Raw genomic sequence first — 16596 nt, forward strand, 5'->3', positions numbered from 1 at the left:
TCACGAAGGGCAAGAGCGAGATCACCGTCCAGCTCACCCCGAAGACCCCCTGGTCGGCCGCCTCCTACACGGCATGGAGCCCGCGGTGACGACGATTCTGACGATGCGGGACATCGGCAAGTCCTTCCCCGGCGTGCGGGCGCTCGACGGCGTGTCGCTCACCGTCGGGGAGGGCGAGGTGGTGGCCCTGCTCGGGGAGAACGGCGCGGGCAAGTCGACGCTGATGAACATCCTGGCCGGGGTGTTCAAGGACTACGAGGGCGAGATCGAGATCGGCGGCGAACCCGCTCACATTCACTCGCCCAAGGACGCGGGGCGGCACGGGATCGCCATGATCCACCAGGAACTCAACCTGGTGCCCGAGCTGTCCATCGCCGACAACATCTTCCTCGGCAGGGAACGCGCGATCCTCGACCGCAAGGGCATGGAGGCGCGGACCGCCGAGCTGCTGCGCGGCCTCGGGCTCGACCTGTCGCCGCGCACCCTCGTCAAGCAGTGCAAGATCGCCGAACGCCAGCTCATCGAGGTGGCCAAGGCCCTGTCGCAGAACGTCCGGGTCCTGGTCATGGACGAGCCCACCTCGGCGCTGGCCGACGCCGAGGTGCACCGGCTGTACGAGGTCATCCGCGACCTCACCGGGCGCGGCGTGGCCGTCGTCTACATCTCCCACCGCCTCGAGGAGCTGGAGGAGATCGCCGACCGGGTGGTCGTGCTGCGCGACGGCCGCTACGTCGGCGAGCGCTCGTCCATCGCCCGCGACGAGCTGATCCAGATGATGGTCGGCCGCCCGCTGGGCGAGATGTTCCCGCGCGCGAACGGCGGCTCGGACGGCGTGGAGCTGCTGAGGGTGGAGGGCCTGTCGGTGCCCGGCGAGCCCGGCTCGGGCCGCACCGCGCTGCGCGACGTCTCCCTGTCCGTACGGGCGGGCGAGATCGTCGGCGTCGCCGGGCTGATGGGCGCGGGCCGCAGCGAGCTGCTGGAATCGATTTTCGGCGTCCACCGGGCGGCGGAGGGCCGCATGATCCTGGGTGGTCGGCCGTACCGCCCGCGCAGTCCCAAGCAGGCGATCGCGCGCGGTGTCGCGCTGGTGGCGGAGGACCGCAAGGGGCAGAGCCTTGTGCTCGGCAACACCATCGGCTTCAACGCCAGCCTCCCCTCACTGAAGCGGTTCCTGCGTTTCGGGGTCGTGGACCGGCGGCGCGAGGGCGCGGCCGTCGCCGGGCAGGTGCGCGAGCTGCGCGTCAAGGCGCCGGGCACAGGCTTCACGGTCGGGAACCTGTCGGGCGGCAACCAGCAGAAGGTCGTGCTTGCGAAATGGCTGCTGACCGCGCCGTCGCTCATCCTCATGGACGAGCCGACCCGCGGCATCGACGTGGGCGCCAAGACCGAGATCCACGCCCTGATGTCCGAGCTGGCCGCCTCCGGCAAGGGCGTGCTCGTGGCCTCGTCCGAGCTGCCCGAGCTGCTCGCCATGTGCGACCGGATCCTCGTGCTGTGCGAGGGCCGGATCACCGCCGAGTTCCCCAGGGGGCAGGCGACGCAGGAGGCGATCCTTGCGGCCGCCATGGCCAGACAGCAGGTGACGACCCTATGACTCTTCACGCGGACAACCGGATGCGGCGCACGCTGTCCGCCCTCGGCGCCGCGCAGGCGTACATCGGCCTGGTGCTGGTCCTCGCCGTCGGGATCGCCACCAAGGGCGAGATGTTCCTCAACGAGACGAACCTCACCAACGCCATCGGCGCCTTCGCCTCACGCGGCATCCTCGCCGTCGGCGTCACGCTGGTCATCCTGACTGGCGGCATCGACCTGTCCGTCGGGTCGCTGCTGGGCATCGCGTCGATGACGGCCGCGATGATGTTGTCCAAACACTCGCTGGAGCCGTGGCAGATCGTGCCGATCTGCATGGCGGTGGGGGCGTTCTTCGGGTTCCTGAACGGCGCCGGCACCGCCTGGCTGCGCATCCAGTCGTTCGTCATGACGCTGGCCATGCTGTCGGTCGTACGCGGCCTGGACCGGCAGGTCAGCGACAACGTCAGCGTCGGGACCCAGATCACCGGCTCCGACGGGCAGCTGACGCCGCAGGCGGAGGCGTTCCAGCTGTTCGGTACGCCCGGGCACAACCTGTTCGGCCGGATCTACTACCCGGTGCTGGCCTTCATCGTGGTCTGCGTCGTCTTCCACCTGATCCTGACGAAGACCCGGTTCGGCCGGCACGTGTACGCCGTCGGCGGCAACCCCACGGCCGCCCGGCTGTCCGGCGTCAACGTCACGGCGGTCACGATCGCGGTGTTCACGCTGTCCGGCATGCTCGCCGGGTTCGCCGGGCCCATCGACGCCGCCTACAGCGCCTCGGCCGACCCGCAGGCCGGGCAGTCCTTCGAGCTGGACGCCATCGCCGCCGCGGTCATCGGCGGCGCCTCGCTGGCCGGTGGAAAGGGCACGATCGCTGGCACGTTCGTCGGGGCACTCATCCTGACGCTGCTGGACAACGTGCTCGGGCTCAACGCGGTCAGCGACAACTGGCAGCTCGTGATCAAGGGACTGATCGTCGTCGTGGCGGTCGTCCTGCAGCGTCCCGATCTCTTCACGTTCTTCCGAGGAGGGTCTCGATCATGAAGAAGACCATTGCCATCGCGCTGTGCGCGCTGCTCGCCGCGGCGTGCGCGTCCAAGGCGCCCACCCCGACGGCTTCCGCGGACGGCGGGAAGAAGAAGTTCGTCGTCGGCTACTCGCAGTCGAACAACGCCGAGCCGTACCGGGCGCAGCTCAACCTGCAGTTGCAGCACTTCCTGAAGAAATATCCGGACATCGAGCTGCTGCCGATCGCCGATGCCAAGCAGTCGAGCGCCACGCAGGTCTCCCAGGTCCAGAACTTCATCACCCAGAAGGTCGACGCGCTCATCGTCTCGCCCACCGAGCCCGCGCCGCTGACGGCGGCCGTGCAGCAGGCGTGCGACGCCAAGATCCCGGTGATCATCCTGGACCGCACGGTCAATACCGACTGCTACACGGCCTTCATCGGCGGCGACAACGTGCTCATCGGCAGGAAGGCGGGCGAGGAGGCGGTGAAGCTGCTGCCGGACGGCGGCAACATCGTCGAGCTGCGCGGCATCCTGTCCAACCAGCCGCAGATCGACCGCGACAAGGGCTTCCGCGAGGCCATCGCGGCCAACCCCAAGATCAAAATCATCGCGGATCGCGAGGCCAAGTGGCTGAGGGAGCAGGCCACGCCGATCATGCAGCAGTGGCTGGCCCAGCATCCCAAGATCGACCTCGTGTACGGGCACAACGACCCGATGGCGCTGGGCGCGTACCTGGCGGCCAAGGCGGCTGGCAAGGCCGAGCAGATCAAGTTCATCGGCATCGACGGCCTGGCCATCCCGGACGGCGGCATCCGCGCCGTGCAGCTCGGCCAGCTGTCGGCCACGTTCATCTACCCGACGGGCGCGGAGGAGGCGGCCGACACCGTCAACAAGATCCTGCACGGCCAGCCGGTGGAGAAGCAGCAGGTGCTCGGCACCACGCAGGTCACCAAGGACAACGCGGCCGACCTGTACAAGCAGTTCGACCTGTCCGGGCAGAACTGATGTTCCTCGGCGTCGACATCGGGACCTCGAGCTCGAAGGGTGTCCTCGTCGCAGCGGACGGCACGGTCGTGGCCACGGCCGTACGCGAGCACCGGACTGCCACGCCCCGGCCCGGCTGGTTCGAGCACGACGCGGAGGAGGTGTGGTGGGCCGACTTCGCCGCGATCGCCGGCGAGCTGGCCCGCCCCGGCATCGAGGCGGTCGGGCTGAGCGGGATCGGGCCGTGCGTGCTGCCCTGCACGGAGGACGGCACGCCGCTGCGCCCGGCCATCCTGTACGGCGTGGACACCCGCGCCACCGCCGAGATCGCCGCCCAGACCACCCGCTACGGCGAGGCCGCGATCCTGGACCGGTGCGGGTCGCCGCTCACGTCCCAGGCGGCCGGGCCCAAGCTGGAGTGGCTCCGGGTCCACGAGCCTTCCGTGTGGGCGCGGACGCGGCGGATGTTCATGGCGCACTCGTGGCTGGCGTACCGGCTGACCGGGGCCTACGTGCTGGATCATCATGCGGCCAGCCAGTGCACGCCGCTGTACGACACCCGTGCCCACGAGTGGATCACGGACTGGGAGATCGTGCCGGAACTGGAGCGGCCCGCGCTCGCCTGGAGCGGCGACGTCGTGGGCACGGTCACCCCCGGCGCGGCCGCCCTGACTGGGCTGCCCGCCGGGATCCCCGTGGTCGCGGGCACCATCGACGCGTGGGCCGAGGCGCTGAGCATCGGGGTGACCTCGCCGGGCGACGTCATGCTCATGTACGGGACCACCATGTTCCTCGTCGAGGTGCTCGCCTCGCGGGCCGCCTCGCCGCAGCTGTGGGGGACCGTGGGGGTGGCGCCGGGGACGTACAACCTGGCGGCCGGGATGGCCACCTCGGGGGCGATCACCGCATGGCTCCGTGACCTGACCGGGGCCTCGTTCTCGGACCTCACGGCGGAGGCTTCCGCAGCGGGGCGCGGGGCCGAGGGGCTGCTGATGCTGCCGTACTTCGCTGGGGAGCGCACGCCGCTCTTCGACCCGGACGCCCGGGGGTCGATCGTCGGGCTGACGCTGCGGCACGGGCGCGGCCACCTGTACCGGGCCGCGCTGGAGGCCACGGCGTTCGGCGTCCGGCACATCCTGGAGGCCATGCGGGAGGCGGGCGGGTCCGCCAAGCGACTGGTGGCGGTGGGCGGTGGCACGCGGGGCGGGCTGTGGCCGCGGATCGTCTCCGACGTCCTCCAGCAGCCGCAGGTCGTGCCCGCCCACACGGTCGGCGCCGCCTTCGGCGACGCCATGCTGGCGGCGCAGGCGGTGGGGGTGTCGTGCGAGGGGTGGAACCCGGCGGCGTCCGTGGTGCAGCCGGACCCTGCGGCCGCCGCGGATTACGACCGTCTGTACGCCCTCTACCGAGACCTGTACCACTCGACGTCCCGCATCACCCATGCACTCACCTGACCAGCGCCGAAGCCAGCGACGCCCGGCCGGATGCGGCCCGCGGCGGCGCGCTTGCCCCGATGCGGCCTGCAGCGCTGTGGGTCCGAGACGCGGACCCTGGGGTGGTGGGACCGTGACCCTGACCCAGTGCCGTGGGACCGGGACCCGAACCGTGGACGGGGCGGGTCAGCGGGCGCTGCTCTGGCGGGGGCGGAGCTCGGCGGGGAGGACGACCTTGGCGGGTTTGGCGGCCGGGGTGGCGATGCGGTCCACCAGGAGGCGGGCGGCCATGCGCCCCAGCTCGTACGTCGGCTGCGCCACCGTCGTCAGCGTCGGCCGGACGAGATCGGCCCACGGGATCTCGTCGAACCCGACCAGCCCCATCTCCCCGGGCACGTCCACACTCCGATCGGCCAGGCATCGCAGCGCCCCCACCGCCATGAGGTTGTTGGCCACGAACACCGCGTCCGGACGATCGGAGGAGGACAGCAGTGAGGTCATGGCGTCGTAGCCGCCCTGCTCGCGGAAATCCGTGCGCACCACCAGCGGCTCGCCCGGCAGGGCCCCCGCGTAGCCTCGCAGGCGCAGGTCGGCGGTGCTCACGCCCTCGGGCCCCGTGATGCACGCGATCCGCCGATAGCCGGCCGTGAGGAGGTGCTCCGTGGCCGTGCGGGCGCCCGCTTCGTTGTCCACCACGACCGTGTCCACCTTGCCGCGCGGTAGCTCGCGGTCGATGGCGACGACAGGGACGGGCGACTCGAGCAGGGTCTTGGCGGCCTTGACGCTCCCCGATGAGGAGATGATCACGCCGGCCATCTGCTCGCTCAGCGCCGCCGCGACATACGTCTCCTCCTTGGCCGGGTCCTCGTCGCTGTTGCACAGCACGACCGAGTAGCCGGCCTGCTGGGCGACGTCCTCGATCCCGCGCACGGTGGCGGTGAAGAACGGGTTGCCGATATCCGAGATGATCACCGCCCAGAGGGTGGTGCGGCTGCGCCGCAGGTTTCTCGCCACCGCGTTGGGGCGGTAGCCGAGCTCTCGGACGGCGGTGAGCACGCGCGCGACCATGGCGGGGTCGACCGTGCGGGCGCCGTTGAGCACGCGTGAGACGGTGGCGGCGGATACGCCGGCCTCGCGGGCGACATCGTAGATAGTGGCCATCGAACCAAGTTTCTACCATCGCGGAGGCCTACACTGCCGCCGCTCTGCGGCCGCCAACGGCGAGCTCACCAGTACGCTTTCCCTCCAAGATCATCATCCTGTGCTTCCGGAATTCTTGAAATATGGGGTTCAGCTGAGCGAATACCCCGACTCAAATCTCGACAAATCAGGGCTTGACGCTGTCAGCCGGTGATTGTACCTTGCCTGAGAAATCGATTGCTAGCAGCTCTTCTCCCTTTACCCCCACCCTCGCAACCCCTGACTGCCGCGTGCTCAGGGGCCACCGAACTGCCTGGAGAAGTCATGTATTCGACCCTTCGACGACGTCTGGGCGCGGGCCTGGCGGCCCTGCTCCTCGCGGCCGCAATGGCGGTTACGGGAGCGGCCCCCGAGACGGCCGGAGCCGCCACGCCGCCGCCCAGCACGTTCTTCTCGACGGTGCATGGGCTTGCGCCTCGCGGACCGGTCTGGCTGACCGGCTCGGGACGCACTGAGCCGCTTTCCACGGCGGGCTCGTTGGGCATGTTGACGAATGTCCACACCACGCTGGCCCGTCGGGAGACGTTGAGCGCACATCTGTGAGGTGTAGGCCGGATCCACCTGCACGAAGGCGACACCGGCACGGCGCGCCTTGTAGGCGAGGAACTCGCCGAGTTGGTTCAGTCCCGGCATGAATCGGCGGTTCTGGTTGACCGCGACCAGCCGCCGCGCCTCGTCGGCGGCGCTCACCATGGATCGCGCCTCGTCCAGGCTGACCGACATGGGCTTCTCGCTCAGCACCGACACCCCGCGTCGCAGCGCGGTGACCGTCACGTCGTGGTGTGCCTGCGGAGTCGTGCAGTTGACGAGGAAGCCGGGCTCCTCGCCGTCCAGAACGGCGGTCAGCGAGGAGCTGACGGGCAGCGGCCGGTCCGCGTCGATGGTCGCGAAGCCCATGCGTTTCCTGCCACTGGCCTACCACTGGATGGGGGTGTGGGCGTTCTGCGGCGGCTCGGTGACGCCGTGCTCCGGGGCGGCCCAGAGGACGGCGTTGGCCAGCACGCGGCGCACATCGGGGTGATGGTAGACGGGATACTCCTGGTCGCCTGGGGCGAAGTAGAAGATCTTGCCCAGACCCCTGCGGTAGCAGCAGCCGCTGCGGAACACCTCGCCGCCGCTGAAGGCGCTGATGAAGACCAGCTCGTCGGGTTGCGGGATGTCGAACGGCTCGCCGTAGGTCTCCTGTTGCTCGAGAACCAGCGGGCGGGGGACGCCGCGGGCGATGGGGTGGCCGGGGGAGACCGTCCAGACCAGCTCGCGTTCGCCTGCGTCACGCCAGCTCAGGGTGCAGGTGGTGCCCATCAGCGAGCGGAAGATCTTGGAGTAGTGGCCGGAGTGCAGCACCAGCAGGCCCATTCCGCCGAGCACGCGCCGCCGCACCCGTTCCACGACCTTGTCGTCCACCTCGTCGTGTGCCATGTGCCCCCACCAGGTCAGCACGTCGGTCTGGGCCAGGGCCTCGTCCGTCAGGCCGTGCTCGGGGTCCTCCAGCACGGCGGTGCGTACGTGGACGCGCTCGCCCAGCACCTCCGTCAGCCCGGCCGCGATGGCGCCGTGGATGCCGTCGGGGTAGCGGCGGCGCACCTCCTCCTCGCGGCGTTCGTGGTAGTTCTCGCTCCAGACGGTGACGTTGACTGCCATCCGCTTCCTTCCCGTACGGTTCGTTGGTCATCGCCCTCGTACCCACGAGATCACCCGTTCAGCACGTCCAGAGCACGATCGACGTCGTCGGCGGTCGTGTAGACGTGGAAGCTCGCCCGCACCCGGCCCGCCCGCACGGCCGCGCGGATCCCGGACGCCTCCAGCCGCTCCCCGGGCGCGTCGACGGACACGATGGCGCTGTCGCCCGGCTCCAGGCCGAGGCCGGTGCGGAAGCGGTTGGCCAGGGCCACGTTGTGGTCGTGGACCCGTTTGACGCCCAGCTCGTTGAGCAGCTCGATGGCGGGGGCGGCGCCCACGTACGAGAACCAGGCCGGCGACAGGTCGAACGCCCGGGCGTCGGGGGCAAGGCGCAGCGGCGGGCCGTAGTACGCCTCGCCGGCGCCGGCGTACCAGCCGGCGGCCAGCGGGCGCATGCGCTCGCGCACCCGCGGCGACAGGTAGCCGAAGGCGGCGCCGCGCGGCGCCATGAGCCACTTGTACGCCGCGCAGGCCAGCACGTCGAGGCCTTCGTCGACGTCCATGGGCAGCCAGCCGCATGCCTGGGAGCCGTCGGCGATGACGAGCGCGTCATGGGCCCGGGCGGCGGCCACGATGTCGGCGAGCGGGGCGACAGATCCGGTGGCGGACTGGACCAGGCTGAAGGCCACGGCGGCGGTCGAGCCGCTGATCGCGTCGGCCAGCCGGTCCGCGGGAACGGTCTCGACCTCGGCGGCGACGGCCCACGGGAAGAGATTGCTGGTGAACTCGATGTCCGGGACCACGACACGGGCGCCCGGCGGCAGCGCCGTGGCCACGACGGACATGATCTGGGAGACGGTCGAGCTCACGGCCACGTCCGCGGCCGGCGCGCCGATCATGCGCGCGAACGCGGAGCGCGAACGTCCCACGTAGGCGTCCCACGGTTTCCAGTCGCTGGAGCCGTGCCGCCAGTCGGCCAGCACGGCCTGGAGCTCCTCGAAGGCGCGGCGCGGGGGCAGTCCGTAGGAGGCGGTGTTGAGCCAGCCCGGGTCGGCGTCCCAGAGCCGGGCAGCTGTGGCGATGTCCATGCGGCCAGGTTAGGACGCCCAATTATGGATCTACAACGTAAAGGCGCCCGGATCGTTTCAGGCCACCCGCTCCAGGTCGTCGTGCGTCACCTGGTACGCCAGCGGCGATCCGGCGACCAGTCGTTCGAGCTCGTCCACGACGGCGGTGCCCATGCGGGCGAGCTCGTTGCCGTGGGAGCCGGCGATGTGCGGGGTGAGGAAGGCGTTGGGCAGGTCGAACAGCGGCGAGTCCGGCGGCAGCGGCTCCGGCTCGGTGACGTCCAGGATCGCCGACAGGCGGCCCGACTTCAGCTCGGCGATCAGGGCGTCGGTGTCGACCAGCGATCCCCGGGCGGTGTTGATCACCATCGCGCCGTCCGGCAGCAGCGCGAGCCGCTCGCCATCCAGCATGTGCGTGGTCTCCGGGGTGGCGGGGGCATGGAGGCTGACGATGTCGCTGCGGCGCAGCAGCTCCTCCAGTGACACCTGCCGGACGCCGGGAACCAGGGTGTAGGGGTCGTAGACGCACAGGTCCAGGTCGTACGGGGAGAGCAGGTCGATCACCTTGCGGCCGATGCGCGAGGCGCCGACGATGCCCACTGTCCGGCCGTTGTTGCCGATGGTCGGCTGGATCTCGGCCAGGGTAAAGGTGCGCTGGCGCCGGTAACGGTCGTTCAGGGCGAGGATTCCCTTGCCGGCCATGAGGACGGCGGCGACCGTGTACTCGGCCACCGGGACGGCGTTGGCCTCGGCGGCGGAGGAGACGAGCAGGCCGCGCTCCCAGCAGGCGGACGTGACCAGCGATTTCACCGAGCCGGCGGCGTGCAGCACGCCCCGCAGGCGGGGCGCGCGGGCCAGCACCGTTTCGTCGAGCGTCGGGCAGCCCCAGCCGGTGATGAGGATCTCGGTCTCGGACAGGTCCAGGCGCGGATCGTCGAAGTGCTCGGCGACCAGTGTCACGTCGATGTCGGCCAGCGTGTCCAGCCGCCGCAGCAAGGGCGCGGGGAAGAGCAGCGCGAGATGTTCCTCGCGCATGGCGAACAGCGCCTTCGGGCGTGGGGACACGGAGGAGTCTCCATTCGTAGGGATCGGTTTCTAACCGTAGAAGCACAGCGGTTGATGGTCAATGGTGCGTTCGAGTTGACGTGACGCTTGACGTTCACGCACTAAAAGACGGCCTTAGAGCGATCAGAAGAGACTCGTGTGTAACGTATCCGTAACGCCGCCTTGTGGTGAATGCCGCTCGGACGTAGCGTTCGCAGCTACCGGTTTCTATCCAACTTCGCGGGCACCTTCTGCCGCCTCAGACAGGACTTCGGTGATGAGCAGCACGCTAAAGGCGAGGCAAGAGCCTCAGACAAGACCTCCGACCGGGCCACCCCGGCGCCGGCGCCGCAGCAAGGGCGCGGCGGCTCGCAAGAGCTGGGTGGTCGGGCTGCTCGCGTTGCCGGCGGTCATCTTCTTCCTGGTCTTCAACTACCTGCCGATGGCCGGCTTGGTGGTGGCGTTCAAGGAGTTCGACGTCAACCTGGGGATCTTCGGCAGTCCGTGGAACGGGGTGGAGAACTTCACCTACTTCCTGGAGTCCGGGGACGCGGCGAGGATCCTGTTCAACACCCTCTTCCTCAACGTGCTGTTCCTCGGGGCGACGCTGGCCGCTGGGATCATCCTGGCGATCATGCTGAACGAGATCCGCAGCACCTTCTTCAAGCGGGTCTCCCAGTCCGTCGTCTTCTTCCCCTACTTCGTCTCCCCGGTCGTGATCAGCATCATCCTGCAGGTGCTGCTCGCCGGGGCCTCCGGCGGGGGAGGAGCGGTCAACGACGCGATGACCGGATTCGGGCTGCCCACGGTGGACTGGTACACCGAGCCGGGGCCGTGGCCGTGGATTCTCACCGTGGTGAAGATCTGGCAGCTCGGCGGCTACCTGAGCGTCATCTTCCTCGCCGCGATCACCGGTATCCCCGAGGAGGTGTACGAGGCCGGGATGATCGACGGCGCCTCGCGGGCGCAGATGGCCTGGCGCATCACGCTGCCGCTGCTGAAGCCCACCGCGGCGGTGCTGCTGGTGCTGGGGGTCGGCCGGATCTTCTACGGCGACTTCGGCACCATCTACGCGATCATCGGCGACAACGGCACGTTGTTCGACAACACCGACGTCATCGACACCTACGTCTTCCGCGCTCTGCGCCAGCTCGGCGACTTCGGCACCACCGCGGCGATCGGCCTGTTCCAGTCGGTGGTCGGCTTCATCCTCGTGGTGATCGCGGTGCTGATCCAGCGCAAGTACTCGAAGGAGACGAGCATCCTATGAGCAGCAGAAAGCTGGAGCCGTTCACCATCGTCAGCGTCATCGGCGTCTCCCTCGCCGTGCTGGCCTGTGCCATCCCCTTCTGGATGATCATCTCGGGGTCGTTCACGAGCGAGACGACGCTGGCCACGACCGGCTACAGCTTCTTCCCGGACTTCGACTTCACCGCCTACAAGATGATCTTCACAGGGCCGGCGGTGCTGAACGCCTACCTCGCCAGCATCTTCATCACCTTCGTGGGTACGGCGCTGTCCCTGGCGGTGACCTCGGGGCTGAGCTGGGTGATCGCCCGCCGGGTGCCCGGCATCAGCCGGCCGCTGACGATCTTCTCGTACCTGCCGATGTTGTTCTCCGGCGGCCTGGTGCCGCTCTATCTGCTGGTGACGCAGTACCTGCACCTGCAGAACAGCTACTTCTCGGTCATCTTGCCGCTGCTGGTCATGCCGTTCCTGGTCTTCGTCCAGGTCAGCGCCTTCCGCCAGCTGCCCGAGTCGATCTTTGAGTCGGCCAAGATCGACGGGGCCGGCGAGCTGCGCATCTTCTTCACGATCGCGCTGCCGCTGTCCAAGCCGATCCTGGCCGTCGTCGGTCTCTTCTACGCCGTGCACTACTGGAACGACTGGTTCATGGCGCTGCTGTTCATCGACGACGTGCACAAGTTCCCGCTCCCGCTCGTCCTGCAGAACCTGATCTCCAACATCTCGTTCACCGCGATGCTGCCGCAGCTGGCCGAGGCGGCCACCCCCGTCTACCAGCTTCGGCTCGCCCTCACCACCGTCGCCATCGGCCCCATCCTGCTCGCCTACCCCTTCGCCCAGCGCTACTTCGTCAAGGGCATCACCCTCGGTGCCACCAAGGGCTGATTCCGTTCCCTCAACTTCCCCCCACCTTCTGGAGTTACCGTGTCCAACCCCATGATGTCGCGGCGCGGCCTGCTTGCCGCCGGCGGTGGTCTGTCCGCCGCCGCCTTCCTCGCCGCCTGCTCCAGTGGCTCCTCGCAGCCGCAGGCCACCGGCGGTGCGAGCAGCGCCGCGCTCGCGCTGAGCCTGCTGCTGCCCGGCGACGTGCCGGTCGGCTGGGACCCCGTCCTGGCGGAAGTCAACAAGAAGCTTCAGGCGGACCTGGGCTTCACCATCAAGCCGCAGTTCATCCCGTGGACCAGCTACGGTCAGCAGGCGTTGCTGAAGTTCACCGCCGGGGAGAAGTTCGACACGGCGCTGCAGGCGCGCTGGCTCAACATGACCCAGCTCGCGGCCAGTGGCTCGATCGTCGAGCTGAGCAGCCTGCTGTCCAGCGGCAAGTACCCCAACCTGACCGCCACGATCGACCCGAAGATCATCGAGCTGAACCGGTGGAGCGGCAAGCTCTACGGCCTGCCCCAGATCAACTCGGTCGCTCGATTCCACCACTTCAGCATCCGCCAGGACCTGGCCGAGAAGCTCGGCATGAGCGACATCACGGACTTCGCCGGGCTGGAGAAGTTCTGGTACGACGTCAAGCAGAAGAACAAGGACATCATCCCGATCGGGGTCAGCTCCCGCATGCCCAAGCTGATGGTGGCGTGGAACCCGGTCGGCTGGCTCAACCCCTACATGTGGGACAACCCGAACATGAGCATCGCCTCCTTCACGGGCGACTCGTTCAACTTCGTCCTGGCCGCCGACGGCAAGACGACCGGCTCGTCCAACCCGATCCCGTGGTGGGAGGCCCCGGGCATGGTGGACGCGCTTCGCCTGATCCGGAAGTACTACCAGGACGGGCTGATCAACAAGAACGCCCTCACCCTGGACTCCAAGGCGCTGGACTCGCAGTTCAAGGCCGGCCGCGTCGCCACCGGCTGGGCCATGACCGACGGACTGTCCTCCACGGCCCTGCCCGAGCTGACCAAGAACGTGCCGGGCGCGATGCTCGCGAACGTGATGCCGCTCAAGGGCGGCGAGAACGCCAAGCCGTACCAGACCTTCCAGAGCGACAACTTCGTCGTGCTCAACGCCAAGGGCCAGAGCAACGAGAAGGCCATGCAGCTGCAGGACTGGGTGTCGATCAAGGAGAACCACGACCTGATCACCTACGGCATCCCCGGCAAGGACTGGAACCCCGACGGCGACGACAAGTACGAGAAGGTGTCCACCTACACCTTCCCCGGCTTCGCTCTCGCCTGGCGGGCCAAGCTGGAGCGCCGGATCAAGGACATGACCGAGTCCGAGACCAAGTGGTTCGACTGGGCCCAGAACATCGACAACTTCACCGTCGAGCCGTACGCCAGCTTCGTCCCCGACCCCGAGCCGGTGAAGCGGGAGAACACCCAGGTCACCGCCGCCCTTACGCAGTTCGCCAACCCGCTGTTCATCGGCGCCGTGGACGTCGACCAGGGCCTCGACAAGCTGAAGAAGGCCCTCGACAAGGCGGGCCTGGCCAAGCTCCAGGCGGAGATGGCCAAGCAGGCCGACGCCTACCTCAAGGGCCAGTAAGAGCCGGCACGCCGGGAAAGGAACGCACCCCCCATGAAGCCCGAACTGTCCCGGCGTGCCCTGCTCCGCGCGAGCGGCGCCGGAGCCGCGGCCGCCGCGAGCTGGGGCCTGCTGTCCGGGCCCGCGGCGGCCGCCACCGTCCGCCCCGGCCGGCCACTCGACGAGGTGATCTTCGGCGACGCGGCGTCGGAGGCCGCCCACGCGGTCACCCCGACAGGGTCCGACGTGGTGGCCGGGGCGCTCGGCCAGAGCGCCCGCGTGCTCAACCCCCAGGCGCCCGCGAGCGCCTGGGGCGGCACCGTCGCCTGCACCGTCAAGTGTGTGCCGGACGGCACCACGTACGTGACCATCAAACTCTGGGGCGGCGACCGCGCCCCGACCGAGGCCGACCAGTCCCGGCTGCAGTTGTTCTGCGAGGGCGAGCAGGTCGGCCATTACCACCTGGGCGCGGTCGACCCGCTGGACATCCTCAGCTTGGACGCCCACTCGCCGGGCCGCTTCCATTACCACACCCTGCCGCTGCCCGAGGCGATGACCAAGGACAAGGAGCAGGTCACGCTGGAGATCCGGGCCATGGGCCGGGTCTGGGGCTACGGACAGAACGCCGCCGAGTTCTACCGCACGCTGAACCGGCCGACCCGCCCCTTCTACCGGATCTACACGCACAAGGAGCCGTACTTCCCGGGAGACGGCATCCAGGGCCCCGCGCCCGAGGCGCCCGTCCGGCCAGAAGCGGGACCCGAGGTCCTGGAGACGATCAAGGCCAGGGTGCTCAAGGAGCACCGCACCTGGCTCGGCGGCAGCGCCGCCTCGATGGACTCCTGGGCCTATCTGAGTCTGGCCGAAGGCTACTTCTACCCCGACAGCCCGGCCTACCAGAACGCCGACGCCATCGACCAGGTGTTAGCCGCCATCGACGCCCGCTACACCAAGTGGCTCACGGACCCGGCCGTGCTGACCGCCTCCGACCAGCAGTGGGAGGGCTTCGGCAAGGTGGGCCACGTGCTGGTCCTGCTGAAGGACGTGCTGGGCGACCGCCTGGAACGTCGGATCGGGGCCAGGACCGTGGGCGCCTCGAATCCCGGCTTCGAGCGCGGCGGCACGGCTCCGGCCGGCTGGACCACCGCCCGATGGACCGGCACCGCCACGTGGCTCTGGGACGACACCGTCAAGCACAGCGGCTCCCGCTCCGTCAAGGTCGCCGCCGACGCGGGCGCCGTGGCCGGGTGGAGCACCTCGCAGAACCGTACGCTGATCGGCCAGGGCAAGCACCGCTACAGCGTCTGGGTCAAGACCGAAAACGTCGCCGCCCCGGGCGCGTACCTCAACGTGCTCTTCTACGACCCCGCCGGGAAGATCGTCGGCGCCGACCAGAGGGTCTTCGCGCCCACTGGCACCCAGGACTGGACCCAGATCACCACCGAGCTGACCACTCCGGCCACTGCCACCGAGCTCCGCCTGGACGTGCGGGTCCACGGTGGGGGCACGGTCTGGTTCGACGACGTCGAGGTCACGCCGCTGGACGGGGCCACCGAGCCGGACCAGGGCGACCTGCCGATCCGGCGGGAGGCGTACACGACGATGATGACCGAGTCCGTCTCGTATTGGCGCCGGCACATGCCGCACTACAGCAACCAGGTGCAGATCTGCGCGCTCGGCATCTACCGCTGCAACCGCGGCCTGATGCTGATAAGTCCGGACAAGGCGCCGCTGACGGAGGAGAAGGCCCGCGACTACATCCACCAGGCCGTCGGCCTGAAGCCCTTCCTCGGCAGGGAGGACGCCTCCGGCACCCCCAGCAAGCCGCTGGGCGAGCACTTCTACCAGGCCACGCGCAAGGGCCTCACCAAGGAGCTCGGCTACGTCGGCAGCTACGGAGAGGTCACCTGCTGGCTGGTGCAGTTGTACGAGGCGGTCACCCGCTTCGACGGCGTCAAGGACGCCGAGCTCGAGGCGCAACTGGTCAAGATGATCAACGCGCGGGCGGTGTTCCGCTACCCCGAGGTCGACAACGACGGTTACCGCACCCTGCGCCTGGAGGCGGCCGTCGGTTGGCGCGACGACCACTATCCGGGCGTCGTCACCTACGCCCAGCGGGTGGACTGGGACGGACACCCGCTCATGGCCTCCGCGGTCTTCGACGATCCCGCCCTCGTGGGCCGCGGCCAGCGCATGGTCGCCGACAACCAGTTCTTCGGCAGTCTCGAGCTGCTGGAGACCCACTCCTGGTCCCGGGTCGGGGTGGTCGCCCTGCGTCTGCTCCTGCGCGACTGGCCGGCTTTCACCGCGCGTCCGGCCAGGCCGCAGGCGTTCCCGATGGACTGGGACGCGCCCTCCTTCGTCTTCTCCGACGAGGAGAACGGCGTCGTCGCCATCAAGAACGGCAAGGAGATCCTCTACGCCTCCCTCTACTGGCGGGCCCGGCAGGCCGTGAACAACCTGGCCCGGGTGCACCACATCACCCCCGACACCCACCGGGTCGCCACCCTGCGGCAGCAGTGCTCCGTCACCCCGACCGGCGAGACCTGGACCGAACAGGACTGGCTCTGCTTCAATTTCGCCATCAACGATCCGGCCGCCTCCCACATCCCGCCCGGCGGTTTCCCGCCGCCCGGCCCTGAGCTGCACCAGGCCTTCGCCGGCGAGGTGCTCAAAGTCGCGCCGCACCCCGCCGACGTGCCCGACCCGGCGCTCGGCGTGGACTTCCCCGGCGTCGAGACGCTCTTCGTGGGCAAGGCGCAGTTCTACCGCTGCTCCTACGGCCGCTACCTGATCGGGATGAACACCGGCAGCGAGCGCACCCGCCGCCTGTACACCACCGGTCCCGGCACGGCCCGCGACCTGGTCACCGGCAGGCAGGTCGGGCTCGGCGGCTCGATCGAGGTCGAGCCGCTCAGTACCGTGGTCCTGTACCTGGAGGACTGA

At 69.2% G+C, this 16596-nt stretch carries 13 protein-coding genes; 8 read left to right on the forward strand and 5 right to left on the reverse strand.

Features of this window, described 5'->3' with window-relative positions:
• Nucleotides 1-85 precede the first annotated feature (85 nt).
• Genes ACTWPT_RS29975 through ACTWPT_RS29990 form a run of 4 tightly spaced genes read left to right on the forward strand, consistent with a single transcriptional unit; the run spans nucleotide 86 to nucleotide 5023 of the window.
• Nucleotides 86-1594, forward strand: coding sequence for a sugar ABC transporter ATP-binding protein (locus ACTWPT_RS29975; RefSeq protein ID WP_443180823.1), 1509 nt, complete (start codon nucleotides 86-88; stop codon nucleotides 1592-1594).
• Nucleotides 1591-2619, forward strand: a complete 1029-nt coding sequence (locus tag ACTWPT_RS29980) for an ABC transporter permease (protein ID WP_443180824.1) — start codon at nucleotides 1591-1593, stop codon at nucleotides 2617-2619. The genes ACTWPT_RS29975 and ACTWPT_RS29980 overlap by 4 nt, the downstream gene beginning before the upstream one ends.
• Nucleotides 2616-3590 (forward strand): substrate-binding domain-containing protein, encoded by a 975-nt coding sequence (locus ACTWPT_RS29985; RefSeq protein ID WP_443180825.1) that lies wholly within the window; start codon nucleotides 2616-2618, stop codon nucleotides 3588-3590. Before ACTWPT_RS29980 ends, ACTWPT_RS29985 begins: the two co-directional genes overlap by 4 nt.
• Nucleotides 3590-5023: an FGGY-family carbohydrate kinase gene (locus ACTWPT_RS29990; protein WP_443180826.1), complete on the forward strand. Its 1434-nt coding sequence runs from the start codon at nucleotides 3590-3592 to the stop codon at nucleotides 5021-5023. Before ACTWPT_RS29985 ends, ACTWPT_RS29990 begins: the two co-directional genes overlap by 1 nt.
• Nucleotides 5024-5188: 165 nt before the next feature.
• Here the strand turns inward: ACTWPT_RS29990 and ACTWPT_RS29995 are convergent, their stop codons facing one another.
• The 5 genes from ACTWPT_RS29995 to ACTWPT_RS30015 form a co-directional block, all read right to left on the reverse strand.
• The gene (locus tag ACTWPT_RS29995; RefSeq protein WP_443180827.1) at nucleotides 5189-6163 is read right to left on the reverse strand and encodes a LacI family DNA-binding transcriptional regulator; all 975 of its coding nucleotides are present in this window, start codon (nucleotides 6161-6163) and stop codon (nucleotides 5189-5191) included.
• A gap of 273 nt (nucleotides 6164-6436) precedes the next feature.
• On the reverse strand, nucleotides 6437-7099 hold the full coding sequence (locus ACTWPT_RS30000) for a Gfo/Idh/MocA family oxidoreductase (RefSeq protein WP_443180828.1): 663 nt from the start codon (nucleotides 7097-7099) through the stop codon (nucleotides 6437-6439).
• An 18-nt stretch (nucleotides 7100-7117) separates the two neighbouring features.
• Nucleotides 7118-7843, reverse strand: a complete 726-nt coding sequence (locus ACTWPT_RS30005) for a ThuA domain-containing protein (RefSeq protein ID WP_443180829.1) — start codon at nucleotides 7841-7843, stop codon at nucleotides 7118-7120.
• A gap of 50 nt (nucleotides 7844-7893) precedes the next feature.
• Nucleotides 7894-8910: an aminotransferase class V-fold PLP-dependent enzyme gene (locus tag ACTWPT_RS30010; RefSeq protein WP_443180830.1), complete on the reverse strand. Its 1017-nt coding sequence runs from the start codon at nucleotides 8908-8910 to the stop codon at nucleotides 7894-7896.
• 57 nt (nucleotides 8911-8967) lie between these two features.
• Nucleotides 8968-9954 (reverse strand): hydroxyacid dehydrogenase, encoded by a 987-nt coding sequence (locus tag ACTWPT_RS30015; RefSeq protein ID WP_443180831.1) that lies wholly within the window; start codon nucleotides 9952-9954, stop codon nucleotides 8968-8970.
• Nucleotides 9955-10210: 256 nt separating this feature from the next.
• Here ACTWPT_RS30015 and ACTWPT_RS30020 point away from each other — a divergent pair, with 256 nt between their 5' ends.
• The 4 genes from ACTWPT_RS30020 to ACTWPT_RS30035 are packed head-to-tail and all read left to right on the forward strand — an operon-like array spanning nucleotide 10211 to nucleotide 16596.
• On the forward strand, nucleotides 10211-11203 hold the full coding sequence (locus tag ACTWPT_RS30020; RefSeq protein WP_443180832.1) for an ABC transporter permease: 993 nt from the start codon (nucleotides 10211-10213) through the stop codon (nucleotides 11201-11203).
• On the forward strand, nucleotides 11200-12063 hold the full coding sequence (locus ACTWPT_RS30025) for a carbohydrate ABC transporter permease (protein WP_443180833.1): 864 nt from the start codon (nucleotides 11200-11202) through the stop codon (nucleotides 12061-12063). The genes ACTWPT_RS30020 and ACTWPT_RS30025 overlap by 4 nt, the downstream gene beginning before the upstream one ends.
• Before the next feature lie 39 nt (nucleotides 12064-12102).
• Nucleotides 12103-13671, forward strand: a complete 1569-nt coding sequence (locus ACTWPT_RS30030; protein ID WP_443180834.1) for a DUF3502 domain-containing protein — start codon at nucleotides 12103-12105, stop codon at nucleotides 13669-13671.
• 33 nt (nucleotides 13672-13704) lie between these two features.
• Nucleotides 13705-16596 (forward strand): hypothetical protein, encoded by a 2892-nt coding sequence (locus ACTWPT_RS30035; protein ID WP_443180835.1) that lies wholly within the window; start codon nucleotides 13705-13707, stop codon nucleotides 16594-16596.

Origin of the sequence: Nonomuraea sp. 3N208 (assembly GCF_052245935.1) — a bacterium.
Taxonomy (GTDB): domain Bacteria; phylum Actinomycetota; class Actinomycetes; order Streptosporangiales; family Streptosporangiaceae; genus Nonomuraea.